19 protein-coding genes and 1 pseudogene are annotated in these 15,528 nt (G+C 51.6%); 7 read left to right on the top strand and 13 right to left on the bottom strand.

Annotation, left to right across the window (positions count from 1 at the left end; all coding sequences use genetic code 11):
• Positions 1-114: 114 nt before the first annotated feature.
• Entirely contained in the window at positions 115-582 is a 468-nt protein-coding gene (gene yigI / locus NBA72_RS21680) for an acyl-CoA thioesterase YigI (protein ID WP_001277136.1), read from the top strand.
• 43 nt (positions 583-625) lie between these two features.
• Positions 626-1,513: an EamA family transporter RarD gene (rarD, locus tag NBA72_RS21675; RefSeq protein ID WP_001631499.1), complete on the top strand. Its 888-nt coding sequence runs from the start codon at positions 626-628 to the stop codon at positions 1,511-1,513.
• A 39-nt stretch (positions 1,514-1,552) separates the two neighbouring features.
• Here rarD and NBA72_RS21670 read toward each other — a convergent pair whose 3' ends face one another.
• Positions 1,553-1,849 (bottom strand): hypothetical protein, encoded by a 297-nt coding sequence (locus NBA72_RS21670; RefSeq protein ID WP_001156607.1) that lies wholly within the window; start codon positions 1,847-1,849, stop codon positions 1,553-1,555.
• Between the two features lie 174 nt (positions 1,850-2,023).
• On the opposite strand from NBA72_RS21670, the gene NBA72_RS21665 reads away from it, so the two are divergent.
• Entirely contained in the window at positions 2,024-2,404 is a 381-nt protein-coding gene (locus NBA72_RS21665) for a hypothetical protein (RefSeq protein WP_023139942.1), read from the top strand.
• A gap of 47 nt (positions 2,405-2,451) precedes the next feature.
• Here NBA72_RS21665 and corA read toward each other — a convergent pair whose 3' ends face one another.
• The 8 genes from corA to lptM form a co-directional block, all read right to left on the bottom strand.
• The gene (gene corA, locus NBA72_RS21660) at positions 2,452-3,402 is read right to left on the bottom strand and encodes a magnesium/cobalt transporter CorA (protein ID WP_000947139.1); all 951 of its coding nucleotides are present in this window, start codon (positions 3,400-3,402) and stop codon (positions 2,452-2,454) included.
• 155 nt (positions 3,403-3,557) lie between these two features.
• Positions 3,558-3,614 (bottom strand): YsgD/CorL family protein, encoded by a 57-nt coding sequence (ysgD, locus tag NBA72_RS21655; protein WP_212723238.1) that lies wholly within the window; start codon positions 3,612-3,614, stop codon positions 3,558-3,560.
• Between the two features lie 259 nt (positions 3,615-3,873).
• Positions 3,874-6,036: a DNA helicase II gene (uvrD, locus tag NBA72_RS21650; RefSeq protein ID WP_000383436.1), complete on the bottom strand. Its 2,163-nt coding sequence runs from the start codon at positions 6,034-6,036 to the stop codon at positions 3,874-3,876.
• 134 nt (positions 6,037-6,170) lie between these two features.
• Positions 6,171-6,887 (bottom strand): 5-amino-6-(5-phospho-D-ribitylamino)uracil phosphatase YigB, encoded by a 717-nt coding sequence (gene yigB / locus NBA72_RS21645; protein ID WP_001213560.1) that lies wholly within the window; start codon positions 6,885-6,887, stop codon positions 6,171-6,173.
• Complete coding sequence (xerC, locus tag NBA72_RS21640) at positions 6,887-7,789, bottom strand: tyrosine recombinase XerC (protein WP_042949735.1); 903 nt, start codon at positions 7,787-7,789, stop codon at positions 6,887-6,889. Before xerC ends, yigB begins: the two co-directional genes overlap by 1 nt.
• Positions 7,786-8,493 carry a DUF484 domain-containing protein gene (locus NBA72_RS21635; RefSeq protein ID WP_000812763.1) on the bottom strand — a complete coding sequence of 236 codons (708 nt, stop codon included), beginning with the start codon at positions 8,491-8,493 and terminating at the stop codon, positions 7,786-7,788. The genes xerC and NBA72_RS21635 overlap by 4 nt, the downstream gene beginning before the upstream one ends.
• Positions 8,490-9,314, bottom strand: a complete 825-nt coding sequence (dapF, locus tag NBA72_RS21630) for a diaminopimelate epimerase (RefSeq protein WP_001160671.1) — start codon at positions 9,312-9,314, stop codon at positions 8,490-8,492. Before dapF ends, NBA72_RS21635 begins: the two co-directional genes overlap by 4 nt.
• Before the next feature lie 36 nt (positions 9,315-9,350).
• Positions 9,351-9,554, bottom strand: a complete 204-nt coding sequence (gene lptM, locus NBA72_RS21625) for an LPS translocon maturation chaperone LptM (protein WP_000799903.1) — start codon at positions 9,552-9,554, stop codon at positions 9,351-9,353.
• A gap of 185 nt (positions 9,555-9,739) precedes the next feature.
• Here lptM and NBA72_RS21620 point away from each other — a divergent pair, with 185 nt between their 5' ends.
• From NBA72_RS21620 to cyaY, 4 genes and pseudogenes are all read left to right on the top strand, one after another.
• Positions 9,740-9,991 carry a hypothetical protein gene (locus NBA72_RS21620; RefSeq protein ID WP_072035851.1) on the top strand — a complete coding sequence of 84 codons (252 nt, stop codon included), beginning with the start codon at positions 9,740-9,742 and terminating at the stop codon, positions 9,989-9,991.
• Positions 9,961-10,263, top strand: a pseudogene (locus tag NBA72_RS21615) (hypothetical protein); the annotation flags it as partial. The gene NBA72_RS21620 and the pseudogene NBA72_RS21615, both read left to right, overlap by 31 nt.
• Positions 10,251-10,640, top strand: coding sequence for a DUF3021 family protein (locus tag NBA72_RS21610; protein WP_001125563.1), 390 nt, complete (start codon positions 10,251-10,253; stop codon positions 10,638-10,640). The pseudogene NBA72_RS21615 and the gene NBA72_RS21610, both read left to right, overlap by 13 nt.
• A gap of 69 nt (positions 10,641-10,709) precedes the next feature.
• Entirely contained in the window at positions 10,710-11,030 is a 321-nt protein-coding gene (gene cyaY, locus NBA72_RS21605) for an iron donor protein CyaY (RefSeq protein ID WP_000999919.1), read from the top strand.
• Between the two features lie 70 nt (positions 11,031-11,100).
• Here cyaY and NBA72_RS21600 read toward each other — a convergent pair whose 3' ends face one another.
• From NBA72_RS21600 to cyaA, 4 genes are all read right to left on the bottom strand, one after another.
• A complete protein-coding gene (locus tag NBA72_RS21600; RefSeq protein WP_042949733.1) occupies positions 11,101-11,463 on the bottom strand; it encodes a hypothetical protein in 363 nt (120 codons plus the stop codon).
• A gap of 11 nt (positions 11,464-11,474) precedes the next feature.
• A complete protein-coding gene (locus tag NBA72_RS21595) occupies positions 11,475-12,017 on the bottom strand; it encodes an STM3941 family protein (protein ID WP_001747560.1) in 543 nt (180 codons plus the stop codon).
• Positions 12,018-12,201: 184 nt separating this feature from the next.
• On the bottom strand, positions 12,202-12,555 hold the full coding sequence (locus tag NBA72_RS21590) for a membrane protein (protein WP_000752579.1): 354 nt from the start codon (positions 12,553-12,555) through the stop codon (positions 12,202-12,204).
• A 107-nt stretch (positions 12,556-12,662) separates the two neighbouring features.
• Complete coding sequence (gene cyaA / locus NBA72_RS21585) at positions 12,663-15,209, bottom strand: class I adenylate cyclase (protein ID WP_000281718.1); 2,547 nt, start codon at positions 15,207-15,209, stop codon at positions 12,663-12,665.
• Positions 15,210-15,528: the final 319 nt, after the last annotated feature.

The raw sequence follows: 15,528 nt of genomic DNA, 5'->3' as shown, positions 1-15,528 counted from the left end.
ACCATTTTTACATATTTACACACATAGCCGTTAGTTATCCCTTCTTAAAGTAGAAAACAACAATTAAGAAGCATAATATCAACATTCCATTAACCAACGGAGTATCAGGAATCTATGTCCGCTGTACTTACCGCTGAACAAGCTCTGAAATTAGTGGGTGAAATGTTTGTCTACCACATGCCGTTTAATCGGGCGTTAGGGCTGGAGCTGGAGCGCTATGAAAAAGCGTTCGCCCAACTGGCCTTCAACAACCAGCCGATGATGGTCGGCAACTGGGCGCAAAGCATTTTACACGGCGGCGTAATCGCCTCTGCGCTGGATGTCGCCGCCGGACTGGTATGCGTCGGCAGCACGCTAACTCGCCACGAAACCATCAGCGAAGATGAACTACGCCAGCGCCTGTCGCGGATGGGAACGATTGACCTGCGCGTCGATTACCTGCGTCCGGGCAGAGGCAACCGCTTTACGGCCACCAGTAGCCTGCTGCGCGCAGGGAATAAAGTGGCCGTCGCCCGCGTGGAATTACACAATGAAGATCAGCTGTACATCGCCAGCGCCACCGCTACTTATATGGTGGGATAAAAGCAGGTAAACTGTTGTTACACTTCAGATACGAGTTTTCCGGATGGACGCAAAACAAACACGGCAGGGCGTATTACTCGCTCTTGCCGCCTATTTTATTTGGGGGATCGCCCCCGCGTATTTCAAGCTGATCTATTACGTTCCCGCAGATGAGATCCTGACGCACCGCGTGATTTGGTCATTTTTCTTTATGGTGGCGCTGCTTAGCGTCAGCCGGCAGTGGCGACAGGTTAAGCGTTTACTGAAAACGCCAAAGAAGATTTTCCTGCTGGCCCTGTCCGCCGTACTGGTCGGCGGTAACTGGCTATTGTTCATTTGGGCGGTAAATAATCACCATATGCTGGAGGCCAGCCTGGGTTATTTCATTAATCCGCTGGTTAACATCTTGCTGGGGATGATTTTTCTTGGCGAACGCTTCCGTCGAATGCAGTGGCTGGCGGTGATTCTGGCGGTGTGCGGCGTGCTGGTGCAACTCTGGACGTTTGGTTCACTGCCGATTATCGCGCTGGGGCTGGCGTTTAGTTTTGCGTTTTACGGCCTGGTGCGTAAGAAGATCGCCGTTGAAGCGCAGACGGGTATGCTGGTCGAAACGCTATGGCTGTTGCCGGTCGCCGCGATTTATCTGTTTGGCATCGCCGATAGCGCCACCAGCCATATGGGGCAAAACGCACTATCGTTGAACTTGCTGTTAATGGCGGCGGGTGTGGTCACTACGATTCCGCTGCTGTGCTTCACCGGAGCGGCTACGCGTCTGCGTCTTTCTACACTGGGCTTTTTCCAGTATATCGGCCCAACGCTGATGTTTTTACTGGCGGTGACGTTTTATGGCGAAGTGCCGGGCGCGGATAAGATGGTGACATTTGCGTTTATCTGGGTCGCGCTGGCGATTTTCGTGATGGATGCGATTTATACGCAGCGGCGTAAGCATTAAATAATAAAATGGCAGCTATTATCTGGCTGCCATTTTATGTTATTTCTTTTTAGTAAATAGCAATACAATAAATAATATAATATTTGTTACTGGAAACACGCCCAACACACCAATAAACTTATTCCAACCAACAAACGTTAAATAACGGGCATGGATCTGGCAAAAGCCGAATCCCAACGCTATTCCAATCCCCCTCAAATTTAATGAAGTACAAATCGACAGTACAACGAGCAGGACAATAGCAATCACCCACCATCCAATCCAGGCTTTAATGAATTCGGCTTTAGAAAAAGGGTCTTTACCAAAATAAACTTGCCAGAAATTTTTCTCTTGCATTTTATGAAATCCATTCATTGAAATTGTTAATTACCAGATAATATATTTAATTATTATCTATTGCTGTGCAACGTAATTATCATGCCATTATTTACCATTACTGTCATTAGAAAATTCAGTGTGATATATTTACATGTGAGGCCTGAAGTTGGTTATCAATATGGAAAAAATAATATGATTAGGATTATTAAAGATATTTTTCACCCTTCCCCCAAGGATACATTGAAGCGAGCAAAGTTTGTTATTTATACATTATCATCATGGATAATATTATTTACTATAATGCCTAAAAACCAATATCTTGATTTAATATTTATTATTGTCAATACCTATATCCATATTAATATTGGCGCGAAGAGAATCAGAGATTCAGGTTGCAGGGCACTTTATTTCATCGCATTGTCTATAGGTGTAAATGTCTTCTGTACAGTCAGTGTCGCACTCAATGGGGCTGATTGCGATAATATTGGTATACAACTCAATATTGCCTGGGTAATACTCACAACACTACTGCTATCTTTCATCGCTTCTTCAAAACAAGAACTTTCCTCATGATGAAGAACTTCCAACGGACTGGCGGTTAAATCGCCAGTCCGTTGATTTTACAACCAGTTCTTGCGCTTAAAGTACAGATACGGCGCAAGCCCCGCCAGAATCATAAAGATAATCGCGCCTGGATAACCAAAGCTCCACTTCAGTTCCGGCATAAACTCGAAGTTCATCCCATAGCTGGAAGCGACCAGCGTCGGCGGCAGGAACACCACGGAAACCACCGAGAAGATTTTGATAATGCGGTTCTGCTCAATGTTGATGAAACCCATCGCCGCCTGCATCAGGAAGTTCACCTTCTGGAACAGCGATTCATTGTGCGGCAGCAGAGATTCGATATCGCGCAGGATCTCACGCGCCTGCTCCAGCTGTCCGCCCGGTAAGCGCGCCTTGCGCACTAGGAAGTTCAGCGCGCGTTGGGTATCCATCAGACACAGGCGTACCTTCCAGCCGATATCTTCCAGTTCCGCCAGCGTGGAGAGCGCTTCGTCGTATTCATCGCCCTGATGCCCTTCCATAATGACGCGGCTCAGTTTTTCCAGATCGCTGTAGATGTTTTCGATCTCATCCGCTAACTGTTCAATTTTGGTTTCGAACAGATCGAGCAGTAATTCATAAGCATTACCGTCGACCATCGCCTGGCTGCGGGCGCGCATACGATACAAACGGAAGGCGGGCAGTTCGCGTTCACGCAGCGTAAACAGACGGCCATCGCGAATAGTGAATGCCACCGTAGAGTTACCGGCATGATCTTCCGCATCTTCGAAGAAGAAGAAGGAGTGGATATGCAGTCCGTCTTCGTCTTCAAAGAAGCGCGCGGATGCTTCGATATCTTCCAGTTCAGGACGCGTCGCCAGACTCTGGCCCAGCTCAGATTGTACGCGCAATCGCTCGTCGTCGTCCGGTTCGACCAAATCGACCCATACGGCATCAATCAGGCTTTGTGACTCCTCGACTTCCAGCCGGGTCAGTCGGTTTTTTTCCAGTTGAAATGCGCTCAGCATGACCGGGACTCCCAATGCGTAAAAATATCGGACAGTTCAGATGGGCACACAGAAACAAATTGGGTTTCAGACCATTAAACAGCCTGACTCAACGCGACGGGAAAAAATGAAAGGTCGCTGACAACCGCTAAGGCTATCAGCAAAAAGGGATAGCCTTAGGAGTTGATCCTGGATGACAGGATAATGAGCCAGTATCTACTGGGTGTGTCCAAGGCGAATGTCCTCTTAGCGTAATCGTGGGCGCATGTTACGCCAGCAAAAATTTGCCGTCAACACGCAACGAAACGCGAAAAAGCAATAATTTCCCCTTATGCAGAAAGGTTAGCAGAGTGAGAGTATTTATCTATGATTTCAGAATATTAACATCAATATATCGCCGGATGGCGGCTTCGCCTTATCCGGCCTACAAATCAAAATGTTAGCCAGCGCGTAGGCCGGATAAGAGGCGTCATCCGGCAATATGAGAGTCGGTCAAACCGTTTCCAGCTTCGCATATGCGGCAACCAGCCATTTGATCCCTTGCCCCTGAAAAGCCACCTGCAACCGGCTATGTTCGCCGCTGCCCTCCAGGTTGACAATAGTTCCCTCGCCGAACTTCGCATGGCGCACGCGTTGGCCGAGTTTGTAGCCTGTGTCGTTTTCCGCCAGCGGCGTTCCCATTCGTTGATGGCTCACCGGACGACTGACGGTGGCGCGCAGACGGACCTCTTCCACGCACTCCTCCGGCAGTTCGCCGATAAAACGCGACGGGCGATGGTAGACCTCTTTACCGTACAGACGGCGAGTTTCGGCATAGGTTAGCGTCAGTTTCTGCATGGCACGGGTAACGCCGACGTAGGCCAGACGACGCTCCTCTTCCAAACGCCCGCCCTCATCCAGCGACATCTGGCTGGGGAACATGCCCTCTTCCATGCCGACGATAAACACCTGCGGAAACTCCAGCCCTTTGGCCGAGTGCAGCGTCATCAGCTGTACCGCATCCTGCCAGGTATCCGCCTGCCCCTCGCCCGCTTCCAGCGCCGCGTGAGAGAGGAAGGCCTGCAACGGCATCAAATCTTCATCTTCGTCGTTGTAGCTGAACTGCCGCGTCGCCGTCACCAGTTCCTCTAAGTTTTCGATGCGCGTCTGGCCTTTCTCGCCTTTTTCTTGCTCATACATGGTGCGCAGGCCGGAATCTTTGATCACCCGGTCAGTCTGCACATGCAGCGGCATGTCGGCAGTTTCCTGCGCCAGAGCGTCAATCAGTTCCATAAAGCGTTGTAGCGCGCTGGCCGCACGCCCGGCCAGGGCTTTTTCCTGTAACAATTCACGGCACGCCTGCCACAATGTTAGCTGGCGATCGCGCGAGGTCTGGCGCACCACGTCCAGCGTGCGGTCGCCGATGCCGCGCGTTGGGGTATTCACCACGCGTTCAAAGGCGGCATCATCGTTGCGATTGGCAATCAAACGCAGATAAGAGAGCGCATCTTTGATCTCCTGGCGTTCGAAGAAGCGCATCCCGCCGTAAATGCGGTACGGCATACTGGCCTGTAATAACGCTTCTTCCAGCACGCGCGACTGGGCGTTGCTGCGATAAAGGATGGCGCATTGCGCAAGCGCGCCGCCGTTGTCCTGCCAGGTTTTTATACGGTTAACCACAAAGCGCGCTTCATCCAGTTCGTTGAAAGCGCAGTACAGCGATATCGGTTCGCCATCAACGCCGTCAGTCCACAGCTTTTTACCCAAACGCCCGTTGTTGTTTTCAATCAGAGCGTTCGCCGCGCTAAGGATGTTGCTGGTCGAGCGGTAATTCTGCTCCAGACGAATGGTCTGCGCGCCGGGGAAATCATTGAGGAAGCGCTGGATGTTCTCTACCTGGGCCCCGCGCCAGCCGTAGATCGACTGGTCATCGTCGCCAACGATCATTACCTTACCAGTGTCGCCCGCCAGCAGACGAACCCAGGCGTACTGAATGTTGTTGGTATCCTGGAATTCGTCCACCAGGATGTTAGTAAACCGCTCGCGATAGTGTTGCAGGATGTGCGGCTTGTTCAGCCATAGTTCATGAGCGCGCAGCAGTAGCTCGGCAAAATCCACCAGACCAGCGCGATCGCACGCTTCCTGATAGGCCTGATACACCTTCTGCCAGGTCTGCTCCACCGGGTTGCCATAGCTTTGGATATGGTGCGGGCGTAGCCCTTCGTCTTTCTGGCTATTGATGTACCACATCGCCTGACGCGGCGGCCACTGCTTCTCATCAAGATTCATCGCCTTAATCAGGCGTTTAAGCAAACGCATCTGATCTTCGCTGTCGAGAATCTGGAAATCCTGCGGCAAATTAGCGTCCATATGATGCGCGCGCAGCAGGCGGTGCGCCAGACCGTGGAACGTCCCTACCCACATTCCGCCCTGGCTGGTCCCCATCAACTGGCCAATACGATGGCGCATTTCCGCCGCCGCTTTGTTGGTAAAGGTCACCGCCATGATGGAGTATGGCGAGTTGTTTTCTACGCTCAGTAACCAGGCGATACGGTGCACCAGCACGCGGGTTTTCCCGCTTCCCGCGCCCGCCAACACCAGCATGTTGCTACGTGGCGCGGCCACCGCTTCGCGCTGTTTATCATTAAGGCTGTCGAGCAGGTAAGAAACGTCCATTGGCACCGCCGCGTAAAAACATGAAAACTAAAAACGCCCGGGGCGCTTCGCTTACCGGGGCTACTTATCGTAGGGCGGATAAGCATAGCGCCATCCGCCAGAATAACTGGGAATTTATACAGAACTACTGGTGATTATATCAGCGAGGTGAGAGATGCCAACCGCGAAATTTCGATATGCGGCAGTAAACGGCTGTCCTGCGTTCGCATCAGGTCGGCATTTTCAGGTTTAATCCAGCAGGCCTGCATCCCACAGCGAATAGCGCCAGCCACATCGGTAGTCAGATCGTCGCCGACATGCAGGATCTCGCCGATCGGCACATGCAGTTTTTCCGCCGCCAGGAAATACATGTCGCTAAACGGCTTGGAACGTCCATCCGGGCCGGCGCGCAGTACAAACTTAAAGTAATCGCCGAGGCCAAACAGTTCCGGCTGGGCATTGCCGTTAGTGATCGCCACCAGCGGCCATTTTTTCGCAAGCTGCTGTAACGTCTCATGGGTAGCCTGCGGAACCTCAATCTGGCTGCGCCATTTGGCAAAATGCATCATCGCCGCATTCGCGCCGGCAATGGCCTCCTGCGCCGATAATCCCGCATCCCGCATGGCCTGCTCTATCGCACGATGGCGCCAGCGGGTAACGTCATGATAGATTTCCGGCTCCGCTTCACGCACCGCCTGCCGTATCCGCTGTAAATCGACGTTTTGAAACGAACGTAGCGACGGGTGATAATTTTGCATAAAAGCGAGCGCTTCCTGCTCAGTACGCAAAATCACCGGACGGTTATCATAAAGGGTATCATCCAGGTCAAAGGTGAGCGCGGCAATACGCCCCAAAGGCCGGTAAAAACGCATTATTTCCCCCGTTTAGCGCGCGGATGCGCCGCGTCGTACACTGAAGCAAGGTGTTGAAAATCAAGATGAGTATAAATTTGGGTGGTGGAAAGGTTGGCATGACCCAGCAGCTCTTGCACGCCGCGCAGATCGCCGCTCGATTCCAGCATATGGGTCGCGAACGAATGGCGCAGCTTATGTGGATGCACGTGGCTGTTTAGCCCCTGCTTTATGCCCCATTCGGCGAACCGTTTTTGGACATTGCGCGCGGAGATACGCTTGCCGAGCTTCGACAGAAATAACGCCTCTTCATCGCTAGCGAACAGGCCGCGCAGATCCAGCCAGTGCTCAATCCACGTCACCGCGTTACGGCCAATCGGCAGGCGTCGCTCTTTGCTGCCTTTACCCATTACCCACACTTCGCCGGTATCAAGATCGAGGTGCTTTATATCCAGGCCAACCAGTTCGGATAAACGCAGTCCCGCGCCGTACATGACCTCCAGCATCGCCCGGTCACGTACGGTGAGCGGATCGTTAAGATCGATGTCCAGCAGGCGGTTAACGTCGTCGACATCAATATTTTTCGGCAGATGACGCGGCGCTTTCGGTGCGGAGACGCCCTTCGCCGGGTTAGCTTTCAATTCGCCCTGACTGACTAACCAGTCAAAAAAGCTTCGCAATGCCGAGAGACGTAGCGCCAGACTGGCAGGGCCAAGCCCTTTGCGCCGACTGCGCACCGCAAAACTGCGCACAATCGCAGCGTCACATTGTTGCCAGCTTTTCAGCCCGGTTTCTCCGGCTAAAGCGATAATGGCATCAAGCTGACGCTGGTAGTTCAGCAGGGTAATAGGGCTAAGCTGGCGCTCCACGCCTAAATAGCGCAGGAACCGCGAGACGTCCTGAGAAAGCGCGACATCCGTCATACGCGTTTAATCCAGCGTTCCAGCAGTTCCGGCAGCATCAGCGCGATCTCCTGTAAAAGCTGCGTCCCCTGCCCCGGCTGATAGTGGTGCGGGTCACGGCTGCTGAAGAGAATCACCCCGAGGTCGCCATCGCTGCCCATCATCGACATGGCTACCGAGCCTACAGCCTTCGCCTCCGGCAAGACCACCAGCAGTTCCGGGCCGTTTAGCGGGCCAAGATAATGCTGCGACTGTCCCAGTCGTTGAATACGCAGCGGCTCGAAGGCCTGACGGTTTAAAGCCAGATGCGTATAGCGCGATGGCGCGCCAAGACGCCACCGATCCGGGAACAAACGCAGCGTCGCGCCGGCAAGCCCCAAATCGCGCGCCCAGCGGTGAAACCGCACCAGCATCTCATCCAGACTATCCGCGGCGACCAGACGGCTTTGCAGATGCAGCAAGCGATAAAACAGGCTTTCATTGGCATGAGCCTGTTCCATCAGCAGCGTCATATTTTCTTCAAGCACATTGATGTGATTACGCGCGCGGGCCATATGCCACTCAACGAGCGAAACCGTTCCCCGCACGGGATGTGGAACACGCATCGCTTCCACGGCATGGGCGTTACGGATAAAAAACTCAGGGTGGTGGCGCAGGTAATCGACGACCGCTCGATCGTCCAGTTCCGTGAGCGTTTCCTGTAGTTCTTCCTCTGGTTGCTTCATAAATGGATAAATCCGTCGTAGATATGTGCCGCCGGACCAGTCATGTATAACGGATGACCCGGACCTTTCCAGGCGATATCCAGCCGACCGCCCGGTAATTCCACGCGTACCTCTTCAGCCAGCAGTCCCTGCTGAATCCCCACGGCAACGGCAGCGCACGCGCCGCTGCCGCACGCGCGGGTCTCCCCTGCGCCGCGTTCATAGACTCGCAGCCGGATATGCTCACGTCTTACAACCTGCATAAAACCAATGTTGGCGCGTTCCGGAAAACGCTCATGGCTTTCCAGAACCGGCCCCAGTGTTTCAACGGCCGCCGTGTCGACGTTATCAACCTGAATGACACAGTGCGGATTGCCCATTGAAACCACGCCGCACAGTATGGTCTGTTCCGCCGCTCGCATAATATACGTCTTTTCCGCTTTGTTGGCGCGAAAAGGCACCTGCGCGGGTTCAAAGTTTGGCTCCCCCATATTCACCCGCACCAGTTCATCTTCCGTGACGCTCAGTACCATCCGGCCATTCGCGGTACTGACCCGAATGTCGCGTTTATTGGTTAGCCCTTTCAGGCGAACAAATCGCGCGAAACAGCGCGCGCCATTGCCGCACTGCGAGACTTCACTGCCGTCGGCGTTGAAGATGCGGTAATGAAAGTCCAACTCAGGATCATAGGGCGGCTCAACCACCAGCAGCTGATCGAACCCTACGCCCAGGTGTCTGTCGGATAGCCGACGAATCAGTTCCGGCGAAAAAAAGACATTCTGCGTTACCGCGTCGACGACCATAAAATCGTTGCCAAGGCCATGCATTTTAGAGAATTGCATCATTCACTCCGTTCACGCGGGGACAGAAAACTATCCTCAGTAATTGACCTGGGACGGGCCATCTCCCGTTGCGCGATCGTTCTTATCGGGCATCGTGGACTGCGTTTGCGAATCGACTTTTTTCGTCGGCGGCGGCGCATTTTTATCGGCTGGCGGGAAATAAAGCGGCCCTTTCAAACCGCAGCCCGTCAGGCTGAACAGAGTCAGAAGTACAGCGAGTGTCTTAAACACGTTTTTCATTATGGATTGCCTGTAAGTTCATGCTTTCTATTTTCTATCATCGCAGGAGAAGGCGTAAAAGCAAGCGTTTAGGGGCTCTTTATAAAATCTGAAAAGCGGCGCGTTGCCATGATTATTGCGCATTTACATCAGGAAACATGCTTTGCTAATCACTTCAGGTTTACGTACCACGCCCGGATGACCTTATGCAATATCGTAATTTGTTTTGCCTTTTCTCGCTTTCACTTCTGCTACCTCCCGCCTGGGGATACCGGCTGAGTGAACCTCCGCACAATGTTTATCAACGGCAAGGCAGCGGCGTGGTTTATCTCCAGCCAGAAGAGGAGAACAATCTTTTGTTGCCGGAGGTGAATTTCAAACGCCTGCGTCGGTTACCCAATTCATTGATTAACCCGGCAACTCAGGGCTGGAACTGGATAGCCCAGCCCCCTTCCTGAACCGGGAAATTAACGCCGGAAAAGAGCACGGCTATTTTATGCGTGATAGCCAGCAAGGTCAGGGTATTCAGGTCTTTAGCATCAATGGGCAGCTAAAAGTCACCGAGCGTTTTGCGTATGACAACCGCTATGTTTATACGTGGATTGGCAGCCAGCTTTACCGAACAGCATCCCCCTGCCCGGATAAGACGCATACTCTGAATAGGAACGTCATGTACACCAACAATAAAGATATCATCATCATAACGCAGGCGCAGGAATGCCAAAAATGACGCCGCTAAACCGTTTTGCGCGCTTGAATAAACATTTGAAAAACGCCCTTCGGGGCGTGGGGATCGGTTCATGCATTTACGTCATTATTGAAAGCGTTATGCACGGCACGATAAACGGTGTTGAAGCTGCCGGGGTTCTGACGATAAGCGCGGTACTCGGTCTGCTTAGCGCTCTTTTGGATATCAAAGCAAAGCCGCGCGCCCCCTTAATCCTGTTGCATTTTCTCCTCTGCGGCGGCTGCGTCGCGCTGATGGTGGCAATGCTGTCGGCTCTAAACCATTTCCCGGTTAACGCGTCCGTCATACTTATCACCAGTGCGCTATTTATCGTCATTTATCTACCGCTGGGTTTTATCCTTTACCGCTCACAACGGTAATTCGTATCAGTTCCAGAAGCTGACGCTTCCCCTTATACTGGCGATATCACTCAATAGCGGGATAAAACAATGAACGACAGTGAATTTCATCGCCTGGCTGACGCCCTGTGGCTCACCATTGAAGAACGCCTCGATAACTGGGACGGCGACAGCGATATCGACTGTGAAATCAACGGCGGCGTGTTGACCATCAGCTTTGAAAACGGCAGTAAGATCATTATTAACCGTCAGGAGCCGTTGCACCAGGTGTGGCTGGCGACCAAACAGGGCGGCTATCATTTCGATCTGAAAGGCGACGAGTGGATTTGCGATCGCAGCGGCGAAACCTTCTGGGATCTGCTGGAGCAGGCGGCAACGCAGCAGGCGGGTGAAAAGGTGAGTTTTCGCTAAGTTTTAATTCCGCAGGAGAGCCAGAAGAATAGCGCTTTCCTGCGTATATTTAACGAGATATGCGGTCGTATTACCAACCCCGAAATGTGAAATACAGCCAGGTTGCCAGAAACAGCGCGGGCCATACACTCAACCAACCAACCCAAAAACCGTAGCGTTGCCAAAAGGTTAGGTTAAATAGTGGCTTCTGCTCGGTAAAAAGTTGACGTAACGCTGGTGACCAACGTTTTTCCTTGATTTCATTGCTGCAATGATTGCATATCGCTAAACCAAGCTTATCTCTTTTTCTCGCTTGAGACAGACCACATGTACGGGTCCTTTTTTGGCGAATAATCAACCATACATCCTGATTATTACAATAAGGGCATGTTTCATGTGTGGGTAGGGTTGCCAGAGGCAGCACATCAATATGGTGAGTAATAACAAAAAACATATATCTCTACCCTATTGTTCCAGGTTTCTGGCAACAGCCATTTTAAAAATATCCTGTAACTCATCTGAATCATAATCGAGATCGTTTAGAGAGATATTCATCACGCGATTACTTCCATGCTTATTTAATAATGACAGAAAATTATTACGCATTTTCTCATTAGTAATTCGCTGACAATAAAGCTCAACATCTTTGACAAAAACGGCCAGCACAGGCGTATTATCGCTAACACGCTCACCAACATAGTCGATTTCATGCCAGTAAACTATTGGTAGCCTGGTTGTGTGTAATGTTACTCCCTCCTGGTTCAACGTTAGCTGTGGCTTTCCTGAAAAGGCGGAGTACCAGTAAGCACTTGCGCCTGCTATCATGAGGAGTATTAAAAAAACACACACCATCTTTAGCATAATACTATAATTTAGAAAGAGGCTCATCATAAGAGCTATAGCTACCACTGAATAAAACAGAGCTAATTTTATTTGTCGTTTCTTATTCACGTAAATAAGAATAGGGTTGTTTATTGACATATAGTATCCTTTTATAAAAACATCCATAAGAAACCATTAAAGACTTTTGTTTCTAATATGGTTTTTCAAAACATATTTACGAAAACAATGAAAGACGCGATAGCGTTTTGAACGGTCTGGATATTACTACATAAATTGTATAAGAAAAAATATTGTCTAAACCTTGTTCCGCTCAATGAGCATTCTTCGAATGTAGGCTGGATAAGGCGTGTTAGCGCCGCCATCCGGCACAGTATCGCTCTAAAGCCATAATCATATTGATAAGAATAATGGCCGCACATGTGAGCATTAACGCGGTAAAGAACAAAAAGGCGATACCGTACAATTCCCATCCCAGATCATAGAGAAAATGGTAATTGTCGCAGGAGATGATCACATCCAGACCGGGACATACTTTTCCCCATCGCCCCCAGTAAGACGCATCCCAGAGTTGAAAACTGGCCATGCTGGCGCATAGCGAGAGCAGGCACCCAGCAGATATAAAACAGAATAACTTATTTATAAGAATGAAGCCGAGGCTGACCATCGCCATGACTATCCCTAACAAAATGAACGCATCTGCCACCTCAAACCTCCTCCTGTAAACCAAATGCGGAGGTCACGGTAACGAAGTTGGGTGAAGTTAATGTGAAGCGGTGAACGCCGGCCGGGCAGCTTTGCCCGGCGCAGCACTTACGAAAAATACTGCTGCAATAGCGGCGCGTCATGATCCTGGTTTGCTGGCGGCACGGTGTTGATAGGCTGCGTACGGAATGGGATCACCTGCGCGCGGCCATCGGTTTTCACTATCTGGTAGAACTGCGGCAGGTTAAAGTTGATAAAACTGGAGCCATACGTGAAGCGATCGTGCGATGACGAATAGAAGCGACTGACGTCGCGCACCAGTTCTTCCTTGCTACCTTCGCAGTGGTGATACACTTCCGCCCGGTTACTTTCATCCAGAATATAAATATTAAAGCCTTTCTCATCGCCCGTTTCTTCAAAGAAGAACTGGATGATCCCTTCGCTGGCGAAGCCATCCACCACTGACGGCAATTTCACCTGGTTGGTTTCCACCTGTACCGACAGCCCGTGCAGCTTGTTATGCGAAATCGCGCCGTAGAATTCGATAGCGTTCTCCAGCTTCTGCACCGAGACATTCAAGCGTTCGAAGAATAGTCCCCACGTCTGCCCGGAAACCCGCAGCGCCTTGAAGCGACCGGTCTCCTGACGGGTGCTGGAAAGACGTAGCTCGATACATTCGGAGACCAGTTGCTGCACGCGGGTGCGAATCAGACCGCGAAGATGCTGACTGTAGCAGAACACTTCGACGCTATCCGGCGGCGCGGCATCCTGGTGCATTTTCCCCAGAATCGTTTTCAGCGCTTCGATCATCGCCTGCTCGCCGTTAAAGTGCAGAGTACGCACTTCGTTCCACGAGTTGCGATATAACAAGTCGATACTGCCTATCAGACAGTTTTGCTCTTCGCCAAAGCTGAAAACGTCCAGCTTACGGAAGTCAAAATGAACCACCTTATTGCGAAACGCCGCCGTCGGGTCATATTCGAGGTTAACGATAATCGCCAGATGGCGAATTTCACAGGGGCTGTAGAGCGCTTTCGGCGTCGGAGCAGGCAAGCGCAGCGGGAAATGGTGCGAAACATCGGCGACCATCTCCTGTAACTTAGGCAGGTCGACAATACCGTTGCCCTTAATAAACAGATGCGTTCGCGACGTCAGCAGGCCGTTGAACCACGCCCACGCGACCAGCTTATTAAGATAACGGTTATATTCCAGCGGCTGATGACTGATGATGGAATCCATGTTCGGCGCACGGTTGTAGAGATACCAGCCTGAACGGTTGGCGCGTCCCGGCGGCACATGGATAAAGGTTAAATTCGGCTCGGACAGATCCGGCGATATCTGCGGGTTCACCAGCGTGACTTTACCCGGCAACGCTTCAAACGCCGCGTACAGCTTACGCGTCAGTACGCCGATATCCTGCGGGCTGGCACTCACGCTGAGGTTGTTGCGCCGCGCAAAGCGAATCAGATTACGATAGCTTTGCATCATGGCGTCGAGCAATTCGTTGTGAGCTTCGCGCACCTGATCGATTTTCCAGTTTGCGCGATTATCGAGCATGGTCAGACGCGCGTCGTCCCATCCCCACTCGCTGACTAACTGGCTTAATACTTCCCGACGCCAGCCTACGCAGGCACGCTCGCGACTTAATTTCTCGCACACTTTCAGGTAAAAGCAGCGGCGGACTAAATCCAGCCGCGTCGGATCTTCAATCGCCGTCAGGTATTCAGTGACCCGTTCCAGCATCATGCAGTAGGGATCGAGTCCAAACGATACGATTTCACCATCATGCAGACGTTGTTTAATATCTTTCGCCAGCAGACGTGGGTTGGGATATTCCCATGAGTAGGCTTCCAGCAGCAGCGTTTTCAGCACCGCTTTGTACGGCGAGTCAATGCTCTTGTATAGCTGCCACAGGCTGGCGCCAAAGTACTCTTCGGCGGAGAGCGAGCTTAAGCCCCCCAGATCCAGCCATTCGTTTGGCGTTAATACGCCCTGCGCGTAGAGCGTCATGACATAGTCGTCGTAATGCTCTTCTTCGTCGCACGGCACCATACTCCACAGGATACGCTTCCCGGCCAGGCGCACAGCGGTACGATAAAACTCATCAAGCAACAGGATATGCTGCGTAGAACCACAGTCTTCCCCGCCCAGACTGCCGCTTTCGTTATGGCGGAAACGGTTCTCGTCGATCAGGAAGAAGCTCACCTCAACGCCAAGCGAGGCGGCCCAGCTTTCCAGCAGGCTACACTTACGTTGCAGCAACTGACGCTCTTCGCCGTCGAGCCAGGACTGATGGCACACCCAGATATCTAGGTCGGACGAGCAGCTCTGCCCGACCGAGGAGGTGCTGCCCATGGTGTAAACGCCGGTAATCGGCAGCTCGCCCTTCGGCGGGTCCTGCGGCGTCATACCGCGGTACAGCTCAAGTTCGTTCAGATAGTGGCGTTGGGTTTCATCAGGCGTGTAGAAGCAAATACCGCTGGGAACGTTACCATCAAGGTAACCCGGCATCAGTGGATGGTGATAGTGCAATAATGTCGGCAGAAGACTGTAAACCTGCTGAAAAGCGGGTCCCATGGCAGCAAGCGCGCGATCCACACGCAGTTGATTTATGGCATCCAGTCTCTGTTTCAGAGTCTCAATATAGAGGTACAAGACGTATCGCCTGATGTTGCTACCCGTCATGGTGCAGGTCAGTACTTGACCGTCGCCATTCGGGATAAACCGTATGTCAAAAATAACCGTTACCCTTTCTCGCCTGCATATTTTTATCTAATACCGACGAAAAAATGGTCTAAAACGTGATCAATTTAACACCTTGCTCATTGACCGTAAAGAAAGATGCGCTACATACAAGTGTAGCACCGTTCGCTGCGTGTAAATTCTTAAATACGGGCTGGCGGTTTCTCGTCATTATTCACTGTCATTGACGACACTGCGCCTTATCCTCTCACTCACGGTGACCGGAAAACTA

The organism is Salmonella sp. NW1250 (assembly GCF_051812965.1).
GTDB classification, from domain to species: domain Bacteria; phylum Pseudomonadota; class Gammaproteobacteria; order Enterobacterales; family Enterobacteriaceae; genus Salmonella; species Salmonella enterica.
The sequence above is the reverse complement of the archived record's forward strand: the minus strand, read 5'-3'. Positions and strand labels throughout refer to the sequence as shown.